Source organism: Alteromonas sp. ABM1_013 (genome assembly GCF_056160505.1).
Map to the genome: position 1 here is coordinate 218,234 of NZ_JBSWXH010000004.1, position 26,927 is coordinate 245,160.

The 26,927-nt window shown below is 44.9% G+C and carries 23 protein-coding genes; 8 read left to right on the forward strand and 15 right to left on the reverse strand.

Annotated elements, in window-relative coordinates:
* Nucleotides 1-157: 157 nt before the first annotated feature.
* Both pdeM and ACXAGK_RS12875 read right to left on the reverse strand, forming a co-directional pair.
* Complete coding sequence (pdeM, locus tag ACXAGK_RS12870; RefSeq protein ID WP_474856532.1) at nt 158-862, reverse strand: ligase-associated DNA damage response endonuclease PdeM; 705 nt, start codon at nt 860-862, stop codon at nt 158-160.
* A 188-nt stretch (nt 863-1,050) separates the two neighbouring features.
* Nucleotides 1,051-3,540 (reverse strand): ligase-associated DNA damage response DEXH box helicase, encoded by a 2,490-nt coding sequence (locus ACXAGK_RS12875; protein WP_474856533.1) that lies wholly within the window; start codon nt 3,538-3,540, stop codon nt 1,051-1,053.
* Between the two features lie 298 nt (nt 3,541-3,838).
* On the opposite strand from ACXAGK_RS12875, the gene ACXAGK_RS12880 reads away from it, so the two are divergent.
* The 4 genes from ACXAGK_RS12880 (at nt 3,839) to efpL (ending at nt 8,745) form a co-directional block, all read left to right on the forward strand.
* The gene (locus tag ACXAGK_RS12880; RefSeq protein ID WP_474856534.1) at nt 3,839-5,050 is read left to right on the forward strand and encodes a DUF418 domain-containing protein; all 1,212 of its coding nucleotides are present in this window, start codon (nt 3,839-3,841) and stop codon (nt 5,048-5,050) included.
* Nucleotides 5,051-5,322: 272 nt separating this feature from the next.
* A complete protein-coding gene (locus tag ACXAGK_RS12885; RefSeq protein ID WP_474856535.1) occupies nt 5,323-6,339 on the forward strand; it encodes a ligase-associated DNA damage response exonuclease in 1,017 nt (338 codons plus the stop codon).
* Nucleotides 6,339-8,069, forward strand: coding sequence for a cisplatin damage response ATP-dependent DNA ligase (locus ACXAGK_RS12890; RefSeq protein WP_474856536.1), 1,731 nt, complete (start codon nt 6,339-6,341; stop codon nt 8,067-8,069). The genes ACXAGK_RS12885 and ACXAGK_RS12890 overlap by 1 nt, the downstream gene beginning before the upstream one ends.
* Nucleotides 8,070-8,169: 100 nt before the next feature.
* Nucleotides 8,170-8,745 carry an elongation factor P-like protein EfpL gene (gene efpL, locus ACXAGK_RS12895; protein WP_025257482.1) on the forward strand — a complete coding sequence of 192 codons (576 nt, stop codon included), beginning with the start codon at nt 8,170-8,172 and terminating at the stop codon, nt 8,743-8,745.
* Nucleotides 8,746-8,879: 134 nt separating this feature from the next.
* Here efpL and ACXAGK_RS12900 read toward each other — a convergent pair whose 3' ends face one another.
* A complete protein-coding gene (locus ACXAGK_RS12900; protein WP_474856537.1) occupies nt 8,880-9,848 on the reverse strand; it encodes a carbohydrate kinase family protein in 969 nt (322 codons plus the stop codon).
* Nucleotides 9,849-10,210: 362 nt separating this feature from the next.
* On the opposite strand from ACXAGK_RS12900, the gene ACXAGK_RS12905 reads away from it, so the two are divergent.
* Nucleotides 10,211-11,383, forward strand: a complete 1,173-nt coding sequence (locus tag ACXAGK_RS12905) for an ROK family transcriptional regulator (RefSeq protein WP_474804119.1) — start codon at nt 10,211-10,213, stop codon at nt 11,381-11,383.
* Nucleotides 11,384-11,410: 27 nt separating this feature from the next.
* Complete coding sequence (locus ACXAGK_RS12910; RefSeq protein ID WP_474856538.1) at nt 11,411-12,316, forward strand: homocysteine S-methyltransferase family protein; 906 nt, start codon at nt 11,411-11,413, stop codon at nt 12,314-12,316.
* Between the two features lie 32 nt (nt 12,317-12,348).
* Here the strand turns inward: ACXAGK_RS12910 and ACXAGK_RS12915 are convergent, their stop codons facing one another.
* Nucleotides 12,349-13,110, reverse strand: coding sequence for a hypothetical protein (locus ACXAGK_RS12915; protein WP_474856539.1), 762 nt, complete (start codon nt 13,108-13,110; stop codon nt 12,349-12,351).
* Between the two features lie 119 nt (nt 13,111-13,229).
* Between ACXAGK_RS12915 and ACXAGK_RS12920 the strand changes: the two genes are divergently transcribed.
* A complete protein-coding gene (locus ACXAGK_RS12920) occupies nt 13,230-14,129 on the forward strand; it encodes a LysR family transcriptional regulator (RefSeq protein WP_474856540.1) in 900 nt (299 codons plus the stop codon).
* Here ACXAGK_RS12920 and ACXAGK_RS12925 read toward each other — a convergent pair.
* The 5 genes from ACXAGK_RS12925 to ubiG form a co-directional block, all read right to left on the reverse strand.
* Nucleotides 14,122-14,781 carry a glutathione S-transferase family protein gene (locus tag ACXAGK_RS12925; protein ID WP_474856541.1) on the reverse strand — a complete coding sequence of 220 codons (660 nt, stop codon included), beginning with the start codon at nt 14,779-14,781 and terminating at the stop codon, nt 14,122-14,124. The genes ACXAGK_RS12920 and ACXAGK_RS12925 overlap by 8 nt on opposite strands.
* Nucleotides 14,781-15,389, reverse strand: a complete 609-nt coding sequence (locus ACXAGK_RS12930; RefSeq protein ID WP_474856542.1) for a glutathione S-transferase family protein — start codon at nt 15,387-15,389, stop codon at nt 14,781-14,783. Before ACXAGK_RS12930 ends, ACXAGK_RS12925 begins: the two co-directional genes overlap by 1 nt.
* A 197-nt stretch (nt 15,390-15,586) precedes the next feature.
* Nucleotides 15,587-16,585, reverse strand: coding sequence for a lipase secretion chaperone (locus ACXAGK_RS12935; protein WP_474856543.1), 999 nt, complete (start codon nt 16,583-16,585; stop codon nt 15,587-15,589).
* Nucleotides 16,585-17,559 carry an esterase/lipase family protein gene (locus tag ACXAGK_RS12940; protein ID WP_474856544.1) on the reverse strand — a complete coding sequence of 325 codons (975 nt, stop codon included), beginning with the start codon at nt 17,557-17,559 and terminating at the stop codon, nt 16,585-16,587. The genes ACXAGK_RS12935 and ACXAGK_RS12940 overlap by 1 nt, the downstream gene beginning before the upstream one ends.
* 252 nt (nt 17,560-17,811) lie before the next feature.
* On the reverse strand, nt 17,812-18,561 hold the full coding sequence (gene ubiG, locus ACXAGK_RS12945; protein ID WP_474856545.1) for a bifunctional 2-polyprenyl-6-hydroxyphenol methylase/3-demethylubiquinol 3-O-methyltransferase UbiG: 750 nt from the start codon (nt 18,559-18,561) through the stop codon (nt 17,812-17,814).
* A 176-nt stretch (nt 18,562-18,737) separates the two neighbouring features.
* Between ubiG and ACXAGK_RS12950 the strand changes: the two genes are divergently transcribed.
* The gene (locus ACXAGK_RS12950; protein ID WP_269918491.1) at nt 18,738-19,103 is read left to right on the forward strand and encodes a DUF2237 family protein; all 366 of its coding nucleotides are present in this window, start codon (nt 18,738-18,740) and stop codon (nt 19,101-19,103) included.
* Between the two features lie 141 nt (nt 19,104-19,244).
* Here the strand turns inward: ACXAGK_RS12950 and ACXAGK_RS12955 are convergent, their stop codons facing one another.
* The 6 genes from ACXAGK_RS12955 to ACXAGK_RS12980 form a co-directional block, all read right to left on the reverse strand.
* A complete protein-coding gene (locus ACXAGK_RS12955; protein WP_474856546.1) occupies nt 19,245-20,675 on the reverse strand; it encodes an aldehyde dehydrogenase family protein in 1,431 nt (476 codons plus the stop codon).
* A 31-nt stretch (nt 20,676-20,706) separates the two neighbouring features.
* Nucleotides 20,707-22,347, reverse strand: a complete 1,641-nt coding sequence (locus ACXAGK_RS12960) for an acetolactate synthase large subunit (protein ID WP_474856547.1) — start codon at nt 22,345-22,347, stop codon at nt 20,707-20,709.
* Between the two features lie 151 nt (nt 22,348-22,498).
* Entirely contained in the window at nt 22,499-23,383 is an 885-nt protein-coding gene (locus tag ACXAGK_RS12965) for a dioxygenase family protein (protein ID WP_474856548.1), read from the reverse strand.
* A 142-nt stretch (nt 23,384-23,525) separates the two neighbouring features.
* Nucleotides 23,526-23,927 carry a DUF4112 domain-containing protein gene (locus ACXAGK_RS12970; protein WP_474804088.1) on the reverse strand — a complete coding sequence of 134 codons (402 nt, stop codon included), beginning with the start codon at nt 23,925-23,927 and terminating at the stop codon, nt 23,526-23,528.
* A 93-nt stretch (nt 23,928-24,020) separates the two neighbouring features.
* The gene (gene hemH / locus ACXAGK_RS12975; protein ID WP_474856549.1) at nt 24,021-25,100 is read right to left on the reverse strand and encodes a ferrochelatase; all 1,080 of its coding nucleotides are present in this window, start codon (nt 25,098-25,100) and stop codon (nt 24,021-24,023) included.
* Between the two features lie 210 nt (nt 25,101-25,310).
* A complete protein-coding gene (locus ACXAGK_RS12980; RefSeq protein WP_474856550.1) occupies nt 25,311-26,912 on the reverse strand; it encodes an AbgT family transporter in 1,602 nt (533 codons plus the stop codon).
* Between the last annotated feature and the right edge of the window lie 15 nt (nt 26,913-26,927).

The following is a 26,927-nucleotide window of genomic DNA, read 5'->3' on the forward strand; positions in this document are numbered from 1 at the left end:
CAGTTGAAAAAGTATATGGGAACTCAGCGCACTAAACTAGGCTTAAAAAATGAGGGGGTCAGAGTCAGGACTCTGACCCCCTCACTGTTTACTTCGGCTTTTATAAGAGAGGTCAAAGTCCAAATGCCCCGCTGACTCTGACCCCATTTTTGGTGTGCTATATTTTGAAGATAATGCCGTCACAGAGCATGAAAACATGACGGGTAGTCTTGGGAAGAAGCGTTAGCATTACGTCTTCGTCTATGTCTAATCCGCCGGTGAACTGCCCGAAGGCTGGCATCACAAATACGTTTTCGTTGTTAGTAAAGCACTTGCCTGAGTATCGGCGTCGAGAAATAGTCGTGCGCTTTTTAGGGTGATAGTGACCGATAACTTGCGCTCGCTTTTCGTTTAATTCCGGCTCATGCCTGAATACCATATTATCTAGCACTACTTCAAAACATGGCGTGCCTGGAATGCCTTCAGGTAAATCTGGGTCATGGTTGCCTTCAACCCACATCCACTCTTTCACTTTATCGACAAGCCTGCATAAGTGCTGACGGTCATCATTGGTCATTCGGGACATGCTATGCTTGTCGTGAAAGCTATCCCCTAGGCTGATTACTCGTTTAGGCTGGTAATCATCAATAATGCTTTTTAAGCGTTTAAGTGTGGCGGTGGAGTCTAAGCTAGGTATGGGGTTCGCATAGCTGCGTAAATAGCTGCCTTTTTCTAAGTGAAGATCAGACACAATCAGCCAGTCGCATGCGGGTAAATATGCCACACCACGTGCGTCTAATAACCACAAGTAGTCTGCATATTTCGTAATAGTGATATGGCGCTGACTGACTTTTTCAGTCAGCCACGCGTCGGTTATTGCCAAATTATCCTCTTGCTCTTTTCATTTGTGAGTTTTAGTACCTCGGTAACGCTGCACGTTTATTTAGCGAAATACTATTAAGCTTTCCTATTCAACGGACTTACCGCAAATGTTTGTTAAGTAAAGCATCTGGCGTGAGGTATATCATTAATATAAAAAAGCGAAGTTTGAATATTCTGTTTAACCCCACCCTATTCAATGCTAGTCCCTGAGAGTAGTGCGCGTACTTCATCTAACATAGTTTCAGCTTCGGCGTATAAGTTAGCTTGCTCGATAATGGCCTGTGCGCCAGCGCCTTTTACTTGTTCACTACGCACATCAAGCACTATAGGAATAGCCATGGGCGACGGTTTTTCAAGGTTCACTAATGTCGCTGAATCTACATACCGAATAAGTAAGTTAGCGAGTCGCCGTAAGTCGAGAAGCTCACGCTCAGCATCAGCCCGAGCTACTTTAAGTAATATGTGGTCACGGTCGTGCTCACGCAATGTATCGTAAATAAGGTCGGTAGAAAACGTTACTTGCTTCATGGTTTTTTGACTGGCGTGATAACGCTGTTCGGTCAACCCGCTAACTACCGCTACTTGCCTGAACGAACGCTTTAGCATAGGCGCTTGTAGCATCCAATCTTCTAGCTCGTCGCCTAGAATATCAGGCTGAAACAGCTGTTGTAACTGCCCTTGTGTGATGGCGTTCACTGATGCTACCGATAACCCGTAATCAGTCACACTAAAGCTCAGTGGCTTTATGCCCATTTTTTCCATTCGCCGCGTTAACAACATACCTAAGGTTTGGTTCGCTTTGCGACCGTCGAATGTGTAGTACAAGGTGTAGTGCGCCTGCCTAAATGGAAACTGCTCCACCAACACCTTTTCAGGGCTAGGTAACTGAGAAAACGCCTGCTGAAGCTTGAGCCATTCTTGTACCTGTGCGGGCAGTGCTTTCCATGATTTCTGAGTAGCCAGAATTGCTCGAACGCCTTCCGCCAAATAAGTAGATAGCGGCATTTGCCCACCCGCGTAGCTGGGTATTTTAGGCTCTTTTGCTTTTGCTGGCTTGGCGTGAAGCTGCATGTCGCGGATTGCTTCAAAGCGCAGTACTTCTCCGCCAAAATAAAAGGTATCTCCGGGCGTTAACTGCTGGGCGAAATATTCTTCTACTTCACCGATAATTTTGCCCTGATTCCCTCTTCTAATGCGCTTTACTTTGAGTCGTCCTGCCTCAACAATTGTGCCTATGTTTTGCCTGTGTCTTTGTATAACTCGCCGATTTGCAGGCGCAAAAGTGCCATCGTCATTTCGTGTTAAACGCTGGTATCGTTCATAAGCATTAAGGGCACTGCCTCCGTCTTGGGTAAAGCGCCACAGCTTATCGAAATCGTCTCTATCTAACCCTTGATAAGGCGTGGCGGTAAGTATCTCTTGATACAAGGCATCTGGGCTATCAGCTTTGCTACATAAACAGTTCAAGATGAACTGTGGAATGATATCTAGGGCGCCCGGCAGAGGGCTTTCGCCATCAAGCTCACCTTTTTCTATAGCAGTAATGGCCGCTTGGCATTCCAGCGCTTCAAAACGATTTGCCGGAACAAGCAGCGCTTCGCTAGGTTCATCTAACCTGTGGTTCGCTCGCCCTATACGCTGCAGCAATCGGCTCACACCTTTCGGTGCGCCAACTTGAATAACCTTATCCACGTCACCCCAGTCGATACCTAACTCTAACGCAGAAGTACACACAATGGCTCTTAGCATGCCGCTTGCCATCATGGCTTCGGTTTTGCGCCTTTGCTCTTTGCTCAAACTGCCGTGATAAAGCGCTATGGGAAGCGCAGCTTTATTTGCTTCCCACAACATTTGAAATAGAAGCTCGGACTGGGCTCGTGTATTGACAAAAACCAGCGTGGTCTGTGCATTTTCTATGGCCTCATAGATATCATCAATGGCGTAACGGGCCATAAAACCGCCAAAAGGCATACGCGCTTTAGAATGCAGCATCTCAACTTTTGGCTTCTCCCCCGCTTTTACTTTAATGATATTGGCAAAGCTGTCACTGCCTGCCAGCCACGCGCCCAAAGTTTCAGGAAATGCCACGGTCGCTGACAGGCCTATGCGTTTGCAGCTTGGAGAAAGAACGCTTAATCGCGCTAAGGCAAGAGATAAAAAGTCGCCGCGTTTATTAGCCATTAAGCTGTGGGTTTCATCGATTATCACGCGTTTTAGCTTGCCGAAAAGCTTATCGGCATCGGCGTAGCTCAACATCAGCATAAGGGATTCGGGGGTAGTAAGTAGAATATTAGGCGGCTTTTTACGCTGCCGCTGACGCTTATGAGAGGGTGTATCGCCGGTGCGGGTTTCCGCGGTGATAGGCAACGACATTTCTTCAATAGGCTGTAACAGATTGCGATGAATATCTTGGGTTAACGCTTTAAGTGGTGAAATGTACAGGGTATGCAAACCATTAAACCCACTCTGATTACCCTTGTTTTCAGCTGATTCATTTAACTCACTAAGCTCTACCAAACTTGGCAGAAAACCTGACAAGGTTTTACCCGCCCCTGTCGGTGCTATCAGTAACGTACAGTCATGTTTATCTTTTTCCACCAACATGGTCTGTTGATAATCACGTAGTTGCCAGCCTTTTTGCTTAAACCACTTAGAGAAAGCGCAGGGAAGTAATGTCATTTACAGTATCTGTTATGCCTTTTCCGCTTTATACGCCAATTCTTTAGTTAAGTTTATATACGCCAACACCTTACTATTACCTTTGCAATAATCGTCAAAGCTCAACGCCAAAACTCAGCGCCAAAACTCAGCGCAATATGGCTTTCTTGAAAAAATAAGTACCTCCTGTACTTTTTATTTATTAGTGGATTAAGGTTATTAGCAATAGTTAATATTCGGATACACTTTAATTATCGACACTTCGAAAACGAGTACACTACACTCGTTAAACTACAAAATATGATTACAGGGAACGTAAATGCGAATTCAATCCATAGATGCCATTAGAGGTTTAGCAATCCTTGGCATTTTGTTTTTAAACATTGCATACCATCAAAACTTTCACACCGGCTACGCGTTTTTTGAAGAGCCACTTTTATCAGATGAGATTATCTCGACACTTAGCGCGCTTTTCTTAGATGGCAGATTTCGCACCTTATTTTGCCTGTTGTTTGGAGCAGGTTTAGCTATTCAATTCGACGCTTGCCAAAAGCGTGGGCACAACTTTTTAGACTTTTCTAAATCTCGGCTTAAATGGCTATTTTTATTTGGGTTAATACATGGTGTGTTCGTATTTGGCGGAGACATACTGCTTTATTACAGTTTTTGCGCCTACTTTGTACTAAAACACTTAACGTTAGACCAAGAAGCGCTTCGCACAAAAAGCGTTAAATATTTAGTCGTGGGAAGCATCATTATGCTTGTTTTTGGCATAGTGCTTACGCTTGGATACGACTACGGTGGCGCACTTCCATTTAGGTCTAGCGAAGCTTACGCCGAAGAGGTTACACAATGGCAAAGTAGTTATTTGTTCCAAATTGGGGTTCAAGCTTCTTTTGTTCTTGCTACCGTTATTGCAGCACCTTTTACCATGCTATGGCAGTCGATGGGGCTTATGATGTTTGGTGCCTATCTTTATAGAAGTGGTTTCTTTAGCGTTGGGTTTTCATCTACTGTATTTTTGAAAGTGTCTATAATTGCCATAGCCACATCTGTCGTTACGGTTATACCTCAGTTGATATTTGAGCAAGTAACGTCGGATGTTATTCCCATGTTTACCAGTATCCCAGCAATTTTCTGTGCTTTTGCCTACGCACACCTGTTAATCAAGGTGAAAAATACAACCACTTGGTGGTATCAGTCACTTATTAACTGCGGCAAGGTAGCGTTTACCCTCTACCTAACGCAATCTATTGTTCTAGCTGTGTTGTTTCGTGTGATTATGCCCGCTTACTATCCCGACTTTGCCTATACCGTGACGCTGCTCGATTTGATGTTAATTACCCTTGCGCTCACAGCAATTCAATTGTTGCTGGCGAATTTTATAACTAAGCATTTTGAACAAGGGCCATTTGAAGCGGCATGGAGAACACTGTATCTGCGCAGTTTTTATAAGAAGCAACAAAGCAAGCAAGATGACGGTTTGGTAGAAGAGCAAGAGTTGGCGACAGAGGCAAATAAAACCTTATAGCTAACATCTTTACTAAAAGAAGTTATATAAATCCGATTAAAGCAAAAGGACCAGGTAGAGCCTGGTCCTATAGCATATTGGCGCAACTGTCTAGAACCTGAAAGCACCTTGCAAAGTAGCCGAGCTTAATTGGCTTTTGTCAGTATCATAGCCCAAGCCAAATTTGATAGATGAATGTGGGTTGAACCAATAGTGAGTGCGACCCAAGTGGTCGATTCAGGGGGTTAAATACGTAGTAAAAAGCATTCTCTGATTTGGCAGGACTATGAGTAGTGCACCCATCAACCTGGTTAAAAGCTGACGATACTGGCCTTTATTGCGAGCCCGGTGAGTTCTACATCGACCCAATGAATGAAGTCGCCACCGCGCTTGTCACACACGGCCACGCTGACCATGCACGGGCAGGTCATAACAGTGTGTTCGCAAGCTTAGAAACACTAGCTATTATGCAAACCCGTTACGGTGAAGATATGGCTATTCATCAGCACGCTATAGCAATGGGTGAAAGCATTAATTTTAACGATGTAAAAGCCACGTTCTATCCTGCTGGCCATATTCTGGGCTCTACACAAATTCTTATTGAATATGCAGGCTACCGCGTTGTGGTGTCCGGTGATTATAAGCGCCGTCACGATCCTACTTGCCCGCCCTTTAAAGTTGTCCCCTGCGATGTATTAATAACCGAAGCCACCTTTGGGCTTCCCATCTTTAAGCACCCGCCTATTGAACATGAAATTGAAAAGCTCCTTCACTCATTACGCGTGTTTCCCGAGCGATGCCATCTTGTAGGCGCGTATGCATTGGGTAAATGTCAACGGGTTATACTAGCGCTGCGAGAAGCAGGCTACACCAAACCCATCTACTTACATGGTGCGCAGCTAAAACTGTGTGACCTATACAAGCAATTAGGAATAGACTTAGGTGAGTTGATTCCAGTGTCTGAGGTTGCAGATAAAAAGTCCTTAGCCGGTGAGATAGTCATTGCGCCCCCTTCGGCACTTGCCGATAGGTGGTCGCGAAGCTTGCCTAACGTACGCCCTGTTGTGGCATCTGGATGGATGCAGATTCGCGCTCGCGCTAAGCAAAAAAATGCCGAGCTACCGCTTATTATCTCTGATCATTGCGACTGGCCTGAATTGCTGCAAACCATTGAAGAAGTCAATCCGAAAGAAGTGTGGGTAACCCACGGCAGAGAAGATGCGCTAATGTATCAGGCAGAAAAAATGGGGTTTAAAGCCAGAGCGCTATCGCTAGTCGGTTATGATGAAGAAGAGCAAGGAGGCGATTAGTGGAAGCATTCAGTCACTTACTTGAACAGCTGTATTTCACGGCTGGAAACAAAGCCAAAGCGCAGCTTATAGCTAACTACATAGCCAATACACCAGACCCTGACCGAGGCTGGGCAATTGCTGCTATGGCAGGTACATTGCGGTTCGACTTTTTTAAGCGCAATACGGTAAAAAAGCTCATTACTGAACATACCGACCCTGAGCTTTTTGCCATGAGCTATGATTATGTGGGTGAGGTTAGTGAAACCGTAGCCCATTTATGGCCCTATAGCGAGCCAACAGATTCGCTACCCACGCTAACCGAAGTGGTAGAAACGTTCGCTTCGGTCAGTAAACAGAAAGTTTCTGAGACGCTAGCCCATTACCTAACAATAATGACACCTGTGCAGCGCTGGGCGTTGCTAAAGTTGGGCACTCGGGGGTTACGTATAGGTGTGTCGGCTCGCTCCATAAAACAAATATTGGCCGACTATGGCAATAAAGACATCAAAGAAATAGAAACACTGTGGCATGCGGTTACTCCTCCTTACGTTGATATGCTTAGCTGGCTAGAAGGAAAAGCTGACAAGCCTGATATTGAAAATGCCGTCACATTTCATCCAGTTATGCTTTCTCACCCCATTGAAGATGGCGATATCGACGCTTTCACCAAAGACGCTTGGCAAATTGAGAACAAGTATGATGGCATTCGCGTGCAGCTTGTTGTTAAGTCGAATAAAACTGTTGATGATAAGACTCAGAAAGATAGTAAGGTCGATGGCGATGAACCTGAAAAAGCTCTTTTTTCTCGTACTGGCGATGATATCAGCCACTCATTTCCTGATCTGCTTGAGTCTGTAAGCGGTAATATGGTGCTAGATGGAGAGCTACTGGTTATCCATAATGCAGAACATGGCTTTCATCAATCTGAAGAATCGACTGCCCAAAGTGCGGCTAGTCAACGCACCAGTAGTGATAAAAGCGGTAAACAGGCTTCATCCGCCACAAAGCCAGACGTGGATACCTTTAATGCCCTTCAGCAGCGCCTTAATAAAAAGAAACCGAGTAAAGCGCTACAGTCTTCCTCCCCGGTTGGACTAATCGTTTACGATGCTTTAGTGCTTAATGGTGAAGATCTAACCGATAAAACACTAAAAGCAAGGCGCGATGCCCTTGAAGAATGGTTTAGCAAAACGAATAACAGCCGCTTGTTTCTTTCTGAAACACTTAATGCCACTTCCCCTGAAACTTTGCGCCAGCTTCACGCCCAAGTATGCCAGAATCGTGCGGTAGAAGGGCTGATGATAAAGCGCTTAGATAGTAAATATGTACCTGGCAGGCCTAAGGGCCAGTGGTTTAAATGGAAGCGCGATCCGCTGGTTGTGGATGCGGTAATGATGTATGCACAGCGAGGGCACGGCAAGCGTTCCAGCTTTTACTCTGACTACACGTTCGGCGCTTGGGAAGACAGTCAGCTTCTGCCTATCGGAAAAGCCTATTCCGGGTTCACCGATGAAGAACTCAAAAAACTAGATAACTGGGTAAGACGCAACGCCGTGGGGCGGTTTGGCCCGGTAAGAGAAGTGAAAAAAGAGCTGGTACTTGAAGTGGCTTTTGACGCTGTACACCCTTCGTCAAGGCACAAATCAGGGGTCGCGCTGCGCTTTCCCCGTATCCATCGAATTCGTTGGGACAAGCCCGCTAATGAAGCAGATACCTTAGCGAACGTTAAAGCACTAATAGAAGGCTGAGCCAGCAAAAACACTTTCTTAGTCGTCTAAAATCGCAGAGAATGGGCTGAGATAGAAACAAGGCTTGCACCTTAAGAAAATAAAACAATAGGAAATCGCCATGCCTAAGGCTAGTGAAATTAAAAAGAATAACACTGTGGTATTTGACGGAAAAACTTGCATCGTGCGAGACATTGAACGCTCTGTCCCTCAAGGTCGTGCTGGTGGCAGCATCTATCGCATGCGCATGTACGATGTAGTAACAGGCGCCAAATACGATGAAACCTTTAAAGACTCAGACACCCTAGATATGGCTGACTTAATTCGTCGTCCTGCTATGTTTTCGTATATTGATGGCGAAGAATATGTATTCATGGATAAGGAAGACTACACCCCTTATCACTTGAACAAAGAGAGCATTGAGAACGAAGCTCTGTTTATTAACGAAGAAACCGATGGCATTCAAGTTGTCATTGTTAGCGAAGTACCCGTTGCCTTGGACTTGCCAATGAGCGTAGAGCTAGAAGTAGTTGAGACCGACCCGTCTATCAAAGGTGCGTCTGCTACTTCTCGTACCAAACCAGCAACGCTTTCGACCGGTCTAGTAGTTCAAGTGCCAGAATACATCAGCACGGGTGAATGGATTAAGGTCAATACCGAAGAGCGTAAGTTCCAAAGCAGAGCCGATAAGCACTAGTCAATTTAACGTATTGAATTAGGCTGCCATCGACACTTGAAATATTTGCTCAGCTTAAAAAAACAAAAAAGGGTTCAATCGAACCCTTTTTTATTGCCTGCTTCACAGCTTTGAAAGCGTTTTTTTAGCGTTTCCTACTTAGCGATATTTTCCTGCGTAGGCAGTGCGCTGAATGCACCGTACTGGGTTACTGTGTAAGCACCACATCGAATAGCAAATTCAGTCGCTTCGCTAACATTTTCAAAGTTTTCAGCCCACGCATCGAACTCATCCGCGTTCTTAACTTTGGTCGAAAGGAAATACAGGAACCCACCGATAAACGAATCACCGGCTGCGGTGGTATCTTTTACATCCATTTTTGGCGATGCCAGCGTGCCGCTAAACGACTTGGTAATATAGTGAATTGGCTCGCCACCGTCTGTTACCAATACAACCTTCACACCGCTATCTAGCCACTGCTGTACTTTTGCATCGGCATTTTCTTCGCCATAAAGCTCTGCAAGTTCTTCGCGGCTTGCCTTTAACACAGAAACTTTTTTAGCAGCCTCATCAATACGTGCTGGAGCATTGGCTGTGTCATCCCAAAACGCTGGGCGATAATTAATGTCTAAACACACCATCATGCCGTTTTCCTTCGCCTTGTTTAAAATAAACTCGGTGCCAGGAATAAGTTCAGGGCCTGAAATTGAACCTGAACAGAAGTGAAGCACGGTATTTTTGTCGCAATCAATTGTCGACAAGTCTTGCTCTGAAATATGTTTATGTGCAGCGTTATCGACATAAAAATCAAACGAACGCTCGCCGTCTGCATCCAAGTTCACAAACGCCAGTGCCGTATTGCCTTCCTGCGTGGTCCACACAAAGTCCGTATTTACTTTGTAGTGTTCAAGCATTTCTTTAAGAAAGGCGCCAAAAGTATCGTCACCCACCTTCGATACCATCGCACTTTCGCCACCCAGTTGGGCAACAGCAACCGCCACGTTAGCAGGCGCGCCACCAGCATAAGGCTGGAAAGGCTTCATGGCTGGTATGTTGCCATCTTTGGGCGCTGCACCTTGGCTTAACATATCAATAAGCACTTCACCTAAACACAAGATTTTCATACCAGCCTCACTCAAAAAATGTCAATAAGGGACGTTAACCTAGTGCGCACAATACGTAAGGTTAACGAATCGTTAATTAATTGCGGCATAGTATTGACGAACAAAACCATTAAATCAACCCAATTGATTTACTTTTTTTAAAAGGATTGTAGGATGTGTACCTATTGTATTAAAAAGATTAAAATTTTTATTTGAAAGGTCTGGTAGGATTCATAGCTTCATTCTGGGAGTTTGAAAGGGGACACATTCCTGCATTCCCACGCTTCGCTAGGAAACTTGCCAGCGTCTTCTGAATGGGCAATTATCTATGCGCATTGGTATTATTAAACTCTTTCATTTTTTAACGGTAGATAGTAATTACTTTGAATATTGAATCGGCTTTTCACCTGCCACAACAAAACGCACCAGAATTACTTGATGATCGCTCTGCGAATGAGCGCGCGATCTTAACCTTAATACGGCAACGCATTGCCTTACCTAAAGCTGAAATTGCACAATTGACTGGGCTGTCGGCGCAGTCTGCAACGGTAATTATCAAGAAGTTAGAAACCGATGGATTGGTCAAACGCCTAAAGCCTATAAAAGGCGGTGTAGGGCAGCCTAAGGTACCTTTCGGATTGAATGCTAACGGTGCGTTCAGTATCGGCCTCAAAGTTGGTCGCCGTAGTTTCGACATAACCTTGCTCGACTTAAAAGGCAATGTTAAAGCCACCCTTCACGAAAAGTTCGCCTATCCAACGGTAAGCAACCTACTGAACTTTGCAGAGCGTGCATTCAATGTTTTAATCAAAAACCTAGATGCAGCACAGCAAAAGATGGTTAGAGGCTTAGGCGTAGCTATGCCTTTTGAAATTTGGAGTTGGGCAGAGGAAGCAGGCGCGCCGAAAAAAGAGTTAGAAGAATGGAAAGAGTTTGACCCACAAACCGAACTTGAAAGCTTATTAAACCTACCTGTTTTCATTAAAAATGATGCAGGAGCAGCGTGTAGCGCGGAGATGTCGTTCGGCAATCCAAAGCGTTACGATAGCTTTTTATACATATTTGTTGGTACGTTTTTAGGCGGTGGACTGGTACTTAACAATCAGCTTATCAATGGCAAAACAGGTAATGCCGGCGCTATTGGCTCGTTGCCCTTTTTTAGTCAAAATCAGCAGCGTCAGTTAATAACGCAATCTTCACTTTATCTATTGGAAAGCGAGTTAGAAAAAGCGGGGGAAAACGCTAAGCACATTTATGAGTCACCCTCTTACTGGCAGTGCAATGATTCACTTGTAAAAAATTGGGTGCGCGAGACAGCCAAAGGGCTGGCATTCGCTTCACAGTGCGCGATGAGCCTTTTGGATTTAGATGGCGTAATCATTGACGGCGCCATACCCAGCAACATAAAAGAATTATTAGTTGAAGCAACCCAAAGTGCGCTGAAAGACTTGGATATGCGAGGAATTACTCCCGCGCAAATTAGCCCCGGTCACGTGGGCGTAAAGGCCCAATCGATTGGAAGCGCAAACTTAGCGCTTCAGGCTAATTATTTCTAACTATTCAGATGTGCAGCTAAGGTTTTCATGACAGTAAGTAGCAAAGTGATTCATATTCTAGATGGTGGTATGGGTCGTGAACTTGAAAAGATTGGTGCACCTTTTAGGCAGCCGGAATGGTCCGCACTGGCATTAATGCAGACCCCTGAGCTAGTGCGTGAGGTTCATACCCACTTTCTAAATGCTGGTGCCACTGTCATCACTACAAATGCCTATGCCCTCGTTCCATTTCATATTGGTGAAACCGCGTTTAACGAGCAAGCATTTTCGCTGGCCGAGTCTGCGGCTAAGCTAGCAAAGGAAGCCGTTACTTTTCAGCAGGATAAAAGCAACAAGTTATCAGTCGCGGGCTGTGTGCCACCTGCTTTTGGTTCGTACCGCCCAGACTTATTCGATGCAGAACGAGTGGCAGAGATTTTAACGCCTCTTATCAAAGCGCAAGCGCCTTTTGTGGATGTTTGGCTTATTGAAACGGCTTGCTCTATTGAAGAAGCTGATGCTGTAGTTTCACTAATAAAAACACTGTCTTCTCGTCCCATTTGGCTGTCGTTTTCTTTGCATAATAGAGCGTCGTCAAACGAGCCGGTAACTCTTCGTTCAGGCGAGCCGCTAGAAAAAATCGCGCCTCTACTGGAGCGTGTTGAAAGCGTACTTTTTAATTGTTCACAGCCTGAAGAAATGGAAAATGCACTAACAATTACCCGACAGTTGAATGAAAACATTGCTACTGGTGCATACGCCAATAGCTTTTCAGAAAGGAAGCGTCAGCATGAAGCTAACGCCCTTTTGTCAGAGCTGCGTGACGACATAACGCCACAGCGCTATGCAGATTACGCTCAATCATGGATAGCGGCAGGTGCCAGTATCATTGGAGGCTGTTGCGGCATAGGCCCTGAACATATCAAAGCCATAAGTGATAGCGTAAAATCTTAAAACTGAAATCACGCTAGTGCAGATCAGCGGCGTCAGTGCGCAAAATCCTGTGTTTCGAAGTACACTAGAAAAGGCGATTCGCAGTGGGAAAAAACCTCTTTAATTTGGGCTTTGCTCGGCACACTTTCGCCCAGCATGTTTCCTAGGTTTTCCTGACAATCGTCAACGATAAACAGTGCATCAAAAGATGGGCGTTCGCCAATGAGGTGAATGTATAAATACTTGTCACCGAGGCTGATGCTAGCCCACTTTTCATCAGGCTGATATGTAACGCTATCGTCGTCAGAATGTGGCGGTTTGTATTGTTTTACCAAGCGACGTTTAAACAATAGCTTTTCAAATGTCAGTTCCGATTTACCCAACCACTTAGTGCCACCTCGCTCAAAATGACCTTTATAAAACTGTGCTGGAATGGAAAACCTTTCACCATCAACAAGTTTATTTAAATCAAAATTTTCTGGTAACAGGGTCACCATGTTGCTGTGAGAGGTTGAGCCTGCTTGTAGATACGCAATTAGCGTAGCTTTATGCGGACTTCCTACTGCATAAATAATTTGGTAATCATGTGGCGAATAATAAAGGGGTAAGTGACTCGCATAGAGTTCAGCGCCATCTGTAAATAGCACCATACCGTGAGAACCAACTCTTTTGTGGTTTTTATGACCGGCGTGTATAGAAGAACTAGCATTGGATGCTTTACTAATGCCATCTGCACTTAGTCCTTTTGTGGTTGTCGCCGTTGCTCCCGTGCACACCATATATAAACACAAGACAGTCAAATAAAGACGCTTCATAAATCTTTTACGCTTAATAACAATTTTATTATGGCGATACTGGCACAGGAACCACCTACAATTAAGCTACAATAAATACATGTACAATTCCCAACCGGAAACAATGAGGCGGCAAACCCGTGGATATTGAAGACTTAAGAAAATTTATTGTTGTTGCACAACATGAGAACTTGAATAAAGCGTCTGTGCACTTATCGGTTACCACAGGCGCACTGTCTAAAGTGGTGAAACGCATAGAACAACAGTTAGAAAGCCAACTGTTTGACCGCGTAGGTAAACATATTCGACTCAACCAACGGGGAAACAAATTCCTTATTTATGCCACTCATCTTGTGCACGAAGCCGATCAGGCACTCAGTGAGTTTAGGGGTAATACTGCTTTATACAACATTACCGTTTCTGGCCCATCACTCTTGCTTCAATATTACTTGCCAGCTTTGCTTGCTAAACCTTCCTCTTCACAAGATCGCTTTCACGTCAATATCCACGCTTGCTGGGAAGGGAAAGCGCTGGATAGCGTTTCTAAAGGGGGTAGCGACGTGGCTATCGCCACCTCTTTTGCAATGGAAGAACGAGAGAAAGACCCGTCTCTGCATAGCATATTATTAGGGTCGTCTACCTATGTGGTTGCGGCCGCAAAAAACCACCCTGCGTTAGCTGAAGCAAAGAACGGTATATTAACAAGTCAAAGTTTGTTCGCTTTCGCTTTTGCTTGCCCTGACGTTTCACCTTTTTGTGGAATAAAACGGGGCATAGGCTCTGATGGGTGGAGAGACGACAAAGTCCCCCGCTCTATACACTATCGATGTAATGATTTTGGCACACTGCTGTCTATTGTCAGGCAAGGACTGGCTTTGGCCTACGTACCTGACTTCATAGCGAAAAGTCATGATCTTACTTGCGTCTCCGTATCAGATTATGACTTTTGCCATGAAGAGCATTTTGAGTTGATTTACAAACCGAGTATGGCATCAGGCTGGCTCAATCGGTTTGTCGATTCAGTTAAAAGCATTATTTAGTAACCACATTTTTGGCGCCTTTAAGCAGCGCCTCTTTATCAATTTTATTGGGCACTTCTACGCCGCGCCTTGCTGCTGGTCTCGCTTCAATACTGTTCTTCCAGCGTATTAGGTTGTCTAAGCCTTCAATGCTAACACCAGACCATTCGTAAGTGCGCACCCAGCACCAGTTAGCCATGTCAGCAATACTATAGTCGTCTACCAGATATTCACGATCCTCTAGCCTGCCATTGAGCACGGTGAACAGACGTCTAACTTCGTTTTGGTATCGATCAATAGCAATAGGGATTTTTTCTTCTAGATAACGATGGAACACGTTAGCTTGCCCCATCATAGGGCCTATTCCACCCATCTGAAACATTAGCCACTGGATAACTTGGCTCTTTCCCTTAGCATCGCGGGGTAAGAACATTCCGGTCTTTTCAGCGAGATAAATCATAATGGCGCCGGATTCGAAAACAAGGTGGCCATCGGCTTCTCTGTCAATAATAACCGGTATGCGTCCGTTCGGGTTCATCGCCAAAAACTCTGGTGTTTTCTGCTCGCCCTTCATTAAGTTTACAGCATGAGCTGTATATTCAAGTCCCATTTCTTCAAGCGCTACTGACGCTTTCCAACCATTAGGGGTGGCTGCGGTATATAAATCTATCATTAGGCTTTTGCACTCGCTCTGTTGCTTACGGCCTCATACCAGCGCGCTAAATTAACGTGGTCGTCAGTCATACGAATTTTTACCACTCGGGCGAAATCCATAGCACATAACGCGGTTATGTCGGCGATAGAAAAGGTATCGCCAGCGATATATTCTTTTACACCAAGTCGGCGTTCTAGAATATTGAGATATTTAGACGCGTTGATACCCGCTTCTTTGCCATATTCAGGTACAGGTGTCATACGATCTTTAAAGTAACCTGTGGTATGTTGAAAGCACATGCCAATTTGCATCATGAAGGCTAACTCTACTTGGCGCTGCCACATAGATATCGTTGCTTTTTCAACGGGCGTTGTTCCCATTAAAGGGGGCTCTGGTTGCAATGCTTCAAAGTAAGTACAGATGGCATCGGTTTCTGCAATACAGGTACCGTCATCTAACTCTAGGATGGGTATTTTCCCTAATGGGTTTTTAGCGCGCATTTCTGCACTTAGGTTTTCACCTTTTTGAATATCGACTTGCACGTAATCAACACCAATGCCTTTTTCGGCTAAAAACATGCGTACTCGACGTGGGTTGGGCGCGGTTTTCGTTTCGTAGATTTTCATATTGATTGCCACAAACCTTATGACAGAATGTTAAATATAGGGTTCGTTCTAGATTAGTAACTGCACAATCCGCTTTCAAATCACTCTGCCTATGTATAGAACTATTCAGTACTTTTATGGTTATACCTCTGCATTACCATTTGCAGGGGAAAAGGCTAACGTCTAGTCTTTCACAACTATATTGCGCTACTGTCAGTTTACGACCCTGTAATAACTTTTAGACGCTTTATCTCATTGTCGGTGAAATGTGCAATCTGGTATTCCTGTAGCGCGCTTTCTAACTCGCTAACCGTAATTGACTGCTTCGATAAGTTGTCGCGATATTTTTCATAGTCAGCAATTTTGTTTTTCCAGTTAGCCTGCTTTTCCCAGGTTTTCGCAAAGCGGTCTGCTACCGTACTTCCAAACTCTGCCGCCACTGCGTTATACCGATCATTAATATTGCTATAACTGCGTTTTATCTCGTTGATGCGATGTATATTCAGCGTTGGCTGGAAAACATCGCGTTCGGCTTGATTTCCCGTTTTCAGTGACTCAACAATAAGCGCTTTTCTTTCATCCCTAGACAGCGTGCTTTCCTGAGCAAGTTGTAAACGCGCTAGCGCCGCCTCGTCCACCTGCGCTTCTTGCCTAAATAAATAATGGTATTCGGTGTCGTTGAAGTAGGTGCGTCTTATCCCCTCGCGCTCATCAAGTTTGTAAGACACATCCTGTAAACTATGAGTAGCCAAGTCGACCTCCGTCTCGATGGAAGAAAGCGCCACTTTATAATCTACATATCGGGTAAATAAGTCAGACGCTACCGCTTGGGTAGTTGGCGTAAACACGTTGCTAACGTAGGTGGTATAGGCAAACTTAACGGTTTGCGGGTCGTCTGTTGTACGCGTAAATATAAAGCGGTCGAAAGCGTCTTTGGTTGAATAGTTAAGCTTAAAAGGAGTAAGGCTTTTATTTGCGCTTTCTGCTTCGCTCTTTAGATGGAGGCGCGCATCTGTCTCCTTACGCGTTGTTCCACTCTCGCCCAGCTTTTCACTGGTTTCTTTTTGCCTGCTAACTTCCAAGCGTTCGGTGGAAGGCCCAGCACCATTTTTTTTGGTGTCAGGTGCAAATAGGATATAAACAATAGTACCCAATACTAACAGAGCAACTAACCCTGTGAGTATTGGGTACGCATGGCGTACTTTACCTTTTGTCACTACAAGCCCAATCTCTTAAGACGATTAGCTTGACGTACAAACACATCTACCGGATCGGTTTCAAACCAGTGCGTAATTCCAAAACTCTGGTTTACTTCATCGAGGTGATTCATTTTGTAGTTATCTTTTAGCACCTTGCCCAAGTGCGAGCTACACGTTGAGACTAAGCCATCGTTTGGCTCTTTAAACGCAGTGCCAGTAATAGCTAGGAAAGGGTCGACAATGTCTAAAGCATTGGTATAAGTTCTTCCGCCGCTCCATGAGAAATAATACACGCCATTTTCAGCCAACATCTTACCGTCGTTGCGACAGTAGGCGGTAGGCATGCCTTCAGGGTATTTTTGATTGAACGCTACTGAGCCTGCAGTTGATAGAGAATCAAGTGCAGCGATTGAGTCGGTGGGTTTATCACGGGGATCTGACCCAGACGCAATTTCAATAATGTTGGCAAATGCATTAACAACGACGCCAGCGGCGCCTTCTCCCACTGAGCCCTCAGCGAAAGCATCCCGTAATTCATCTGCGACTTTACTGCCCCAATTAACACCGGCGACAGAGCTTACCGAAGCAACTTTTTCTGGCGCCACGCTTGCGGCGTAACGTGCCGTTGGGCCGCCGTGGCTATGCCCAATTAGATTCACTTTGTCGGCGCCTGATAGGGCGAGTACTTCGTCTATATACTCAAGCAACTGCTCGCCGCGCACTTCTGTGGAATTTGCTGGTGAAACTTCGGCAATGTATACCACAGCGCCGTTGCGGCTGAGTTTATGCGGAACTTTATAAAAGTAATCTACAAAGAGTATGTCTTCAAAGCCGAACAGGCCGTGGACCAATACTATGGGGTTTTCAGTTTTTGCGTATGTTCCTGCGAAGGCTTGTCCTGCCCCTCCAAATAGTGAACTGACAGCGCCTGTTATGGCAAGCAAAGTAACAATGAGAGCATTCCTTGCTCTATTATTTTTGGATATTCTCATCGTGTGTGTGCCTCATAATTATAACGTTGTGGTCTGTGGTCAGACCTTTGTTATAATTATGTAAACACACTGTAAAGATCAACCTTCATGTTGAAACTTTAAGAAGGAGGATAAACATCAAGTTGTGATATTTATCGTCATCTAACTATCAATATCTATTAAATTCAGCAAGATAGTACTCACGCGAGAGTATACTCGCCCATACCATTTTCACTCGAAATACAAACCATAAACACAATTAATAAACCGTTATCAACTTCTGGAATAGGATTGGATAAAGTTTACCGCAAGGCTAGAAGTGGTTAGCCACTCTCTCTTGAAAGGGTCGAGTTTCATACCTATCTGATGTTTCAGTGTGAAGTCTTCACCGACCCATTTTTCTAATTCACTAGGTTTTACAAACTTTTGCCAATCATGGGTTCCCACAGGCAAATACCGCATTACGTATTCAGCCCCCACAATAGCAATTACAAAGCTTTTAAGTGTTCGGTTTAAAGTGGCAAGAATAAGCAACCCGCCCGGTTTTACCAAGCTAGCGCATTCATCAATTAACTGCTGCTGATCTGGCACATGCTCTACCACTTCAGCGTTTATAACAATGTCATATTGCTGTGCTTCTTTAACTAGTTCACTGGACAACATGTGTTTATAAGTTACCGATACACCATTTTTTTCCGCATGGCGTTTTGCCACTTCCACACTTACTGCACTTGCATCAATGCCAGTTACCTTTGCACCAAGCTTGGCCAGAGGCTCGCTAATTAGCCCGCCGCCGCTACCTATATCAACAATAGACAAAGACGAATAATCCGGTGGGAGGTTACCTTTACCGAAATGACTCTCTATTTGCGCTTTAATGATATCCAATCGCGCTCGATTGAACTCAAGGGCTGTCTTATATTTGCCGTTGGGGTCCCACCATGACTCTGCCAGTGAGTCAAAGCGCGAAATTTCTTCTTCAGAAAAGTTAACTTCCCCAGTTTTTTTACTTTTATCGAGCACGATTTTTTACCTTTAAACGTAAGTACACGAGTGCTTTTCTATTGACCCCTACCATTCAGGGTCATAAGGTGAATACATTAGGGTGAGCATTTAAGACGTACACCTTTATATTTCTAAATAGGCACCTAGATAAAAACACATTATAAGAATATACGTTGTGAAAGAGGGTTCTGATTTTGGCAAACGCAAAAAATGTATATGGTCGACCGCTCCAGCTTTGCTGTGGAAATACGGGGTTTACCCGGGAAGGTTTTTGCTATGTACCCGATGCTGATGTGGGCAATCACAGTGTATGCGCTGTGGTTAGCGATGAGTTTCTACAGTTTTCCTTACGACAGGGTAACGATTTGATAACCCCTTGGCCTAGCATGTCTTTTCCCGGTCTACTCGACGGTGACAGGTGGTGCCTGTGCGCTGCTCGTTGGTTAGAAGCTTATGAAGCCGGTGTTGCGCCCAAGGTGCGACTGGAAGCTACCCATGAAAAAGCCCTAGATATTATTCCGCTATCTTTGTTGGAAGAATATGCGGCTGACAAAAACTAGGGGATTGGACAAGATATTTTCCACTGATGAGCTTCAACGTGAGCCTTTCAAACCAAATATTGGTTGATGAAACTAATCATAAAAAAGAGCATGTTTGCCTAAACATGCTCTTTTTATTTATTAATAAAAAGCTTTCTTAGCTTACTGGGGCGTTCGAATAACCATAAGACGCGTCTCAGACATATCCTCTATCGCGTAGCGAATACCCTCTCGACCTAGTCCTGAATCTTTAACGCCGCCATAAGGCATGTTATCCACCCGCCAGCTAGGCACATCACCAATAACAACGCCGCCCACTTCTAGTTCATCCCAAGCTTTATGTGCTTTATAAATATCGCGAGTAAACACACCAGCTTGAAGTCCGTAACGACTGTTATTTACTTCTTTAAGCGCGTCGTCGTAGTTGTCGAAAGGCTCTAGAATAGATAGCGGACCAAACGCCTCTTCGGCACTGGCATCACAGTCTTTGGGCACGTTTTCCATAACCGTAGCTTCAAGCATTGCGCCTTCGCGAGTACCGCCACATAAGATAGATGCGCCCTTTTCTTTGGCCTCTGTAATCCAACCGTGCAAACGTTCAGCTTCGCCGTCAGAAATCATGGGGCCGATGAAAGTATCTTCATTTGAAGGGTCACCAGACACCAATGCTTTTACCTTTTCTACGTAGCGCGACTTAAATTCATCGTATATTTTACTATGTACTAAAAGGCGCTGAACACTGATACAGCTTTGACCAGACTGATAGTAAGCCCCAACAATCACGCGCTCGATAGCGTCTTCAATGTCAGCATCTTCATCAATAACGCAAGCGGCATTACCACCTAACTCTAGCACAACTGGCTTTTTACCGGCTTTTGCTTTAAGTGCCCAACCCACATCCGGAGAGCCCGTGAAGCTTAGCAGTTTTAGTCTTTCGTCTGTGGTAAACAAGTCAGCGCCATCACGGCTACACGGCAGAATTGAAAACGCCCCTTTGGGCAAATCTGTTTCTGCCAATACTTCGCCAATAATAAGTGCCCCAATAGGTGTACGCGAGGCCGGTTTAAGCACAAATGTGCAACCTGCGGCAATGGCAGGAGCCACTTTATGTGCAGCTAAATTTAGCGGAAAATTAAAGGGTGATATAAACGAGCATGGGCCAATGGGGACTTTTTTGGTCATGCCTTGATAACCTTTTGCCCGCGCTGATATTTCTAAGTTTACCGTTTCACCATTGATACGAACCGATTCTTCGGCGGCAATTTTAAAGGTGTCTATTAATCGGGTCACTTCGCCCTTGGCGTCTTTAATAGGTTTACCTGCTTCAATACACAAAGCTTGCGCCAGTTCGTCTGCGCGCTCAGTAAAGCGTTTAACACAGTGCTCTAACACTGCCTGTCTTTCATAAGGCGCCATTGCGGCCATGGCCGGCTGCGCTTTCTCTGCCGCAGCTATTGCTTTATCAATGGTATCAGTACCAGCCATAGCAACTTTAGTCGCTACTTCTCCGGTATATTTATTGGTTACCTCTAGGTCGGTGTTCGCGTATTCGGGTTCACTGGCTAAATAGTATGGGTAGCTTTCCTTCAACATTTTTTAACTCCTTACCTTTTCAATACTGTGTTTAAAGCTTGGCGCTCAGCTCTTTAATGGTGTGGTTTAATGTTTCGTCATTCATGCTGTAATCAACAGGGCAATCGATAATGTGCACACCTTTTGTGTTTAAACACTTATCTACCATGTGAATAAGCACGTCTGTATCGTCCACACGCCAACCTTGAGCACCATAGCTTTGCGCATACTTAACAAAATTTGGGTTGCCATAGTCCAAACCAAATTCGTCAAACTCCATATTTGCTTGCTTCCACTTAATCATTCCGTACGCATCGTCGCGCAAGATGATCACCACCAAGTCTAGGTTGAGCCTTACAGCTGTCTCAATTTCTTGGCTATTCATCATAAAACCACCATCGCCACATACGCTGAGTACTGGCGCCTCCGGTTTTACTAATTTAGCCGCAATGGCAGATGGTAAGCCCGCTCCCATTGAGGCAAGAGCGTTATCTAAAAGCAGGGTGTTGGGATGAAAAGCAGGATAATTACGCGCAAACCAAATTTTGTAAATACCGTTATCTAAGGTGACAATGCCGTTATCTGGCATGACCTTTCGAATATCTCTAACAAATCTTTCGGGTAAAATAGGAAAACGATTGTCATCTTCTGCTTCAGCGCGGTGTTCTACATAGGCTTGATGCACATCTTTGTAGAAGTCGAGTTTCCAACTGTCTTGGGGAGTAATGCCTTCCTTTATTTGCCAGATGCTGTTAGCGATGTCGCCAACGACTTCCAATTGAGGAAAGTAGACGGGGTCAACGGCTGCTGAGTCGAAGTTAACGTGAATAACTTTTTTGTCGTTGTGATGCATGAAAAACGGCGGCTTCTCTACCACATCATGACCCACATTAATGATAAGATCAGCCCGTTCTATCGCTCGGTGCACGAAGTCGCCATCAGATAATGCCGTATTCCCTGCGAAACGCGGATCGCTTTCGTTTAGTACCCCTTTACCCATTTGGGTGGTAACAAATGGAATGCAGGTTTTATCAACAAACTCCCTGAGCATTTTCGCTGTTAGCTTTCTGTTTGCTCCGGCGCCTATAAGCAAGAGCGGAGACTGCGCTTCTTCTATCATCGTAATTGCCGAAGTAATCGCTTTATATTCAGCTATCGGTCTTCGCGTACTGCTTGGCGTTAATATCTGCGCGCTAGTTTGCTCTGCTGCTATATCTTCGGGTAGCTCAATATGTACCGCGCCGGGCCGTTCTTCAGAAGCAAGACGGAACGCTTCTCGAACCGTTGAAGGAATTCTGTCTCCACTAACAACCTGATTGGTAAATTTGGTGATAGGTCGCATCATGTCCACTATGTCGATAACTTGAAAGCGACCTTGTTTGCTGGTTTTGATTGGCTTTTGCCCAGTAATCATTAACATTGGCATGGCGCCTAACTGAGCATAGGCAGCGGGCGTGACTAAATTAGTGGCCCCAGGCCCTAAGGTCGAAAGGCACACGCCCACTTTTCCGGTAAGCCTGCCATATGTAGCAGCCATAAAACCAGCGCCTTGCTCGTGACGAGTCAGCACCAGTTTAATAGAGGACTCGCGCAACGACTCAAGTAAGTCGAGGTTTTCTTCACCTGGGATACCAAAGACGTATTCCACGCCTTCTGCTTCTAACGCTTTAACAAATAAATCGGACGCTTTCATGTGCTGCACGCTCCTTGTAATTTGAGCAGAAAATAAAGTTCTTATGAGATGTGCTACGAAACAATGCTGCGAATGGGTTTACTGTGCGTAATAAAATGCCCGTTGCTAACGGGCATGTTAAAAAATAGTGTATAAGAGAGAAAATGGAAGTCTAATCACTGATTATTATGCGCTTGTATGCGAGCAAAGAACCATCTTCGTTTTGTGACACACTAAATGTATATTCATTGTAGTCACTGCCAAACACTGTATCTTGCCCCAGCAACGTGTCTGGCTCACCCCGGTGACTATAGTCGGGATGATTGGTACAAATATCTTGGCAAAAGCTATCGGAAAAGCCAAATTGAGAAACCAATTGATCAGTGTTGTTGCGACGTATACGAAAATGAATGTGGATAGCTCGGCTGCTATACCAGCCGGGAAAACAGCTTTTTAGGTTTATTCTTCCGCTAGTATCTGTCACCGCAATACCTCTGAACCACTTCGCACTTAGTGCATCCACTTCATTTCCCGTGCAAAATGCCGAATTGAATCCGCTGGCATCAGCACTATCACTGGTATCTCCTGAATAAACGCCGTCTACATCGCAATGCCATACTTCAATTTCATAACCCGATAGGGGATTACACGCTTCATCAATTAACTGAAGACACAACATCATCGGCAAACCTGTTTGCTCATATGATATGTCGTCGAGATAGTCACTTTGAAAATAGCACGGGCCTTCCGTTTGAGAACCTGTGAGAGCCACACTGCATACAGAAGCAGTGTCAAATAAACTATCGTCTGGAAAGTCTGACGTCATAGCTGACGTGCCACCGCTTGCCCAACCGTCAAAATCTTCTTCAGGTTCGGCATTTGAATCGGTGTCGTTATTGGAAGATGAGGAGGTAGATGCTGTGGAACTTGCAGAGGTGGAATTAGAACCTCCACAACCCCACAACCCGATCGCAATAGGAGCCAATGTAAGTCCCACCGCTGCTTTCATAAAGCGGCGTCGTTTGAGCGGCTCTTCCGTTAATTTGTTTGATGTCATCGTACGTTGCCCTTGGTTGTCTTTGCAAAAAAGACATTTAGCTAAAGGACAAGGTTCTCTTATTTACTCAAGCTTTACGTAGCTTTACACAGTAAATAAGCAAAGTGAAAAAAGCGCAGGTATTTGGGTAACTAAACCTAGGTTATTCAGCACTCCATTCGGATAGCGCCTTCTGTGTTACTTTATCTACCTCATGTTTATTTTCGCTTATCCACCAGCGCTCCATGATACGAACATTTTTCTGATTGGCTTTATAGAATATATCCACGATGTCGCCAACAAATGGTATAAAACCTAAGCCAAAGTCGATTGCTGAGTTTTTTACCATTTGAGCTATTAACGCTTTGGGCATACCCAATGATTTTCCCAGCCAAACTATTCGAAGTGAAACGAAGAGCATCAGCGCGTCACCGGCTCCAGGGATAAGGCCCACGATTGAATCCAAGCCTATTTTTATCGGAATAAAAGGGAGCTTTACGGCAGTGTCCAGCAAGTTCGCCAGTTTTTGCGCTTTAAGTAATTCCTTTGGTGCTTTGCCTTCCACGACCTTATCTCCCTTTTAATTTAATCACTGCGCCACCAAGAGTGATTTCCCTATTGGTTTTTCTCGAAACGTTTGCTGTCAGCTTTTCAAACGCTACTTTTCAGCGCCCAGCGCTCTCGCTAAGCCCGCACGTAAACCGTTGTCTGATTCTACCGCCCAGCCATGTAGATTTTCTTTCACTATGTCAAAAAGCACATCTATGTGCTCTTTATCACTGTTAAGTGCCGCGATATATTCATAGCGCTCACCGCCGGCTTCCATAAAGTATTCGCGATTCTCCTCACCAATTTCTTCAATGGTTTCTAAACAGTCGGCTGAAAAACCGGGGCACATAACCTGAATCGATTTAACCCCTTTTTCAGGTAATGATTTCAATGTTTCATCTGTATACGGTGTTAACCACTCTTCACGACCAAAACGAGACTGAAAAGTTGTCATATACTCGTCGTGCGAAAGCCCGAGCTTTTCGGCAAGCAAACGCGATGTTTTATGGCATTCACAGTGATAAGGGTCGCCGTTCATCAAGTAACGCTTCGGAATGCCGTGATAAGACAAGATGAGTTTATCTGCGCGGCCATGCACTTCCCAGTGTGCTTTTACTTTATTGGCAAGTGCAGTAATGAAGTTATCGCGGTCGTGGTAGTGGTTAACGAAACGAAGCTCTGGGAGCCAGCGGCGCGACGTAAAATCTTTTGCAATAGCATCAAAGGTAGAGCCCGTCGTCGACGCACTGTACTGTGGATAGAGCGGAAGCACTACAAGCTTGCGTACGCCTTTTGCCAGCATAGCATCGATAGTGTCGCTTATAGCAGGTTTACCGTAGCGCATAGCAAAGTCGACAATAACATTATCGCCGTATTGTGCTTTACAACGTTCTGCTATCGCTGATGCTTGCGCTTTCGTAATAGCCATTAGCGGTGAACCTTCTTCGGTCCACACAGTAGAGTAGGCCTCTGCCGAACGCTTGGGGCGAAAGTTTAAGATGATGCCATTTAATACAAACCACCAAATCGCTTTAGGTACTTCGACCACGCGAGGGTCTGATAGAAATTCTTTCAAATATGGGCGTAGAGCCTGTTTAGTTGGCGCTTCTGGCGTCCCCAGATTCGTTACAAGAACACCAATTTTATCTGATTGCCCGTGGGTAAAGCCTTTGTTTGATTTGTATTTCATGTATTCATAGTCCGAGAAGTACTGCGATATATCCGTATTATACTGAATTACCTTAGATTATGATCTGCTATAACGCCAAAAAACTACGATTGCACTAATAGATTTTAGGCATTAAAAAAGCGGCATATGTTTAAAAATAATATTTAAAAACACATACCGCTGTTTAACTGCCACCTAATAAATATTGTGGCAATAAAGCTAATTATTTACTTAGGGCTGATAGTAAGTGGCTGCGCCCGGACCTACCGGCATGCCAAGTAAAAATACCCAGATGTAAAATAAGATAGTCCAACCTACTATGAAGACCATAGAGTAAGGCAACATCATGGCAATAAGCGTGCCCATACCTAAGTCTTTTTTGTATCTAGCGGCCATGGCAAGGATAAGTCCAAAGTAGCTCATCATAGGTGCTATAACGTTAGTTACTGAATCACCAATACGATAAGCCGCCTGAATAACTTCTGGCGCGTACCCAATTAACATAAGCATAGGTACGAAAATAGGCGCCGTTACTGCCCACTGCGCAGATGCACTACCTAACGATAAGTTAACCACACCACACATCAATATGAATAGGATAAATACGGCTGGGCCATCTAACCCTGCCGCTTGCAATAGTGCAGCACCTTTAACGGCTAATACTGTGCCTAAGTTCGTCCATTTAAAGAACGCAACAAATTGCGCAGCGAAAAATACTAACGTTATGTAAAGACCCATAGCGCCCATGCTTTTAGACATGGCATCAATAACGTCTTTGTCATTTTTCATCGACTTAGTCACTTTACCGTAAACAAAACCTGGAATGGCAAAAGTAATGAAGATGAAGGCAACAATGCCTTTAAGGAACGGAGAGCCCGCCACTTCACCCGTTTCAGGGTGACGCAAAATACCGTTTTCAGGTACTACTGTTAACGCCAGTATTGCGCAAACCACAACAAAAGATATTCCCGCCCAACGCAGACCTTTCTTTTCTAAGTCTGTAGGCGCATCCATTGATTGCTTACCTAAATCGATTGATGCCTCAGATGGGTCAAACTTTCCCAGTCTTGGCTCTACCACTTTTTCAGTAACTAGCGCCCCCATAGTGGCCACTACAAAAGTACTGATAAACATAAAGTACCAGTTTACTTCTGGCCCAACCATGTAATCAGGGTCAATCATATGCGCTGCCGCTTCTGTTATGCCGGACAATAGTGGGTCGACCGTCCCTAACAATAGGTTTGCACTGTAACCTGCAGAAACACCTGCAAAGGCCGCCGCAAGACCGGCTAGCGGGTGACGTCCTAGGGAGTGGAAAATCATGGCTGCAAGCGGAATGAGTACCACGTAACCGAGCTCAGAGGCAGTGTTTGAAATAATGCCGGCGAAAACAATAGCAAAGGTTACAGCGCGTTTTGAAGCATTCATAACTAATGCGCGCATTGCTGCCGACAAAAGGCCCGAATGTTCAGCTACCGATACACCAAGAAGGGCAACAAGCACGGTGCCAAGTGGCGCAAACCCGGTGAAGTTAGTGACAAGGCCAGTCACTATTCGCTGCAAACCTTCTGCGCTCATTAACGATATGACTTCAATCATGCCGTCTTCTTCACGTCCCTTCGCACCAACAGGGCGAGGGTCGGCAACCGCAATGTCGAAGTAACCTAATATGCCGCTTAGTACCACTATGAAAAGTGAAAGCAGCGCAAATAATGTTACTGGGTGTGGAAGTAGATTTCCTAACCATTCCACCGTAGCGAGAAATCGCGAGAATAACCCACCTTGTCCGCCGTTATTATCGGCAGACGCTGTATTCTTGTTTTCCGTTGTCAAAATCTTCCCTCTGTC